We start from the raw sequence: 1,882 nt of genomic DNA, 5'->3' as shown, positions 1-1,882 counted from the left end.
GGCTTTTTGGGGGTCTGCGCGCAGGCGCAGCATAAAGGTCTCGCTTAGCTCCGCATCAGTGCTTGCCGCGCGTAGGCACTCGCGCGCATGAGCCTCGAACTGCGCGATATCTGCGAAATGCAACTGAGCGCGCTCGCCGCCACTTATCTGCGAGACGCTAAACTTGCCGGCAAAGTCATATCGCACGCCAAGCCTCACGCTAAATCCGTAAAACTCGCGATCAAGCTCGCGCAGATCGGCGCCACCGCTACGCGCTAAAGCCCTGAGCCTAGCGATAAACGCCTCTGCTAGCTCTTCTTTATCCAGCTTGTCCATGATCGCTCCTTTCTTGCGGGCGCGCCACAAAGCCGCGCCGCATAAATTTTAAAATTCCTTTATTGAAATCCTGTAAATTTTAGCATTTCATATAATTATACTGCGAAAGAGAATTTTAAAATTCCAAAATCTCACGCAGAATGGAATTTAGCGCCATTGCGCGCCGTAAAATCTCGCTGCAAATCAAAGCTCTAAAATAGAGCTCGACGCGAAATCTCGCACTGCGGCGCGGTGACGCGCGTAACTGCCGCAACAAATACGGCGCGAACGGATCGCAAAACGGAGCCGCCAAGCATGCGGCGCCCGAGCGGTAGCAGCGGACATGCAAGACTTTAATTCCGCAGCAGCGCATAATTTGGCTCGCGACGATGCGCGATACGGCATAACGCACAGCAAATTTCACGCCTGCATAGAATTTTAAATTTCACAGCTAGCTCGTATGTACGCACAGCATGAAATTTAAAATTTTACGACAGCTATAGCGCGGCGTGCAGCGATCTAAAATTCTGCGATAAGCGGCGCGCAAATTTCAATCCCGCGCGACAATCAGGCGACGGGTGCGTGGAGTACAATTTAATTTACGAGCGCATAGCCGACATATCATCGCACAAATTTAGTCGCAGCGAGCAGCACGGCGCGAAATTTCATTGCCGCGACGCAGCGGCTCGTAAAATTTAGCTCGCCTGCCGCACAGCTATAGCCGCCTGCGCCTTTGCAAGCAGAACGGATCAACACCCGTGTCCACCGCAGGCGATGCACGGCGGTGTGTAAAATTTAATCCGGGCGCCGCAAACCTCCGCCAACATGACTGATCGCGTGAGCGTAAAATTTAGCTTGCGATGCCGCGTAATTCAACTCGCAGCGGCGCATGTCGCGACGCAAGCGCGAATTTTAGATCGTGCGGCGATCTGCTGCGCGACCGACGGATTAATTTCACGGTGCGCTCGACATGAAATTTAGAATCTCGTAGCGATACATGACACTGTGCGCGGCCGCGTGAAATTTTAAATTTCACGGCGAACCTACGCGTTATGAAATTTTAAATCTTGCCGCGAGTGAGCTCGCAAGCTCGCGGGCGGCTCGGTTTAAGATCTTACGCTCGGTTTTTGCGCGGAATTTTGCGAGCGAAATCTCAAATGCCAAACCCGTGCAAATTTTGCGTCGAATTCTACGTAGATCTTGCACGAAATTTAACGAAATTTCGCGGGACGAACCCGGCGCGCCGAAATCCGACCAACCAAAACTCGACCGGCTAAAACCCGGCGCAATAAAACCCAAGCATGGCAAAATTATGACGCAATAAAACCTGGGCGCGATAAACTCGTCGCAGCTTGAAGGCAAGATTTATTACTACCGAAGCTTGAGGGAAAAATTTATCGCCGCCGAAGCCCGCAGCTAAATTTTACCGCCCAAGCGCGGAATTTTAGGCTTTGGCTTCGGGCGCCGAAAATAAAATTTCACGCCAATCCGCTTATAACGCCATCGCTAGTAATCTTCATATTTAGCGCGTTAGGAACCTTCGGCAGCCCCGGCATCAGCATTATCTTGCCGCAGACGGCGACGATGA

Annotated in this window: 2 protein-coding genes and 1 pseudogene; all 3 read right to left on the bottom strand. The window is 51.9% G+C overall.

Going from position 1 to position 1,882, the window contains the following annotated elements:
• Nucleotides 1-315: pseudogene (locus Q0238_RS05600) on the bottom strand (hypothetical protein); the annotation flags it as partial.
• Nucleotides 316-915: 600 nt separating this feature from the next.
• Entirely contained in the window at nt 916-1,050 is a 135-nt protein-coding gene (locus Q0238_RS05595) for a hypothetical protein (protein WP_297943768.1), read from the bottom strand.
• A 722-nt stretch (nt 1,051-1,772) separates the two neighbouring features.
• Nucleotides 1,773-1,882, bottom strand: a 110-nt coding sequence (locus tag Q0238_RS05590) for a formate--tetrahydrofolate ligase (RefSeq protein WP_297943772.1), incomplete at its 5' end; no start/stop codon positions are given.

The organism is uncultured Campylobacter sp., from assembly GCF_938045775.1.
GTDB lineage: Bacteria > Campylobacterota > Campylobacteria > Campylobacterales > Campylobacteraceae > Campylobacter_B.
This window is presented reverse-complemented; position numbering and strand designations above follow the sequence as displayed.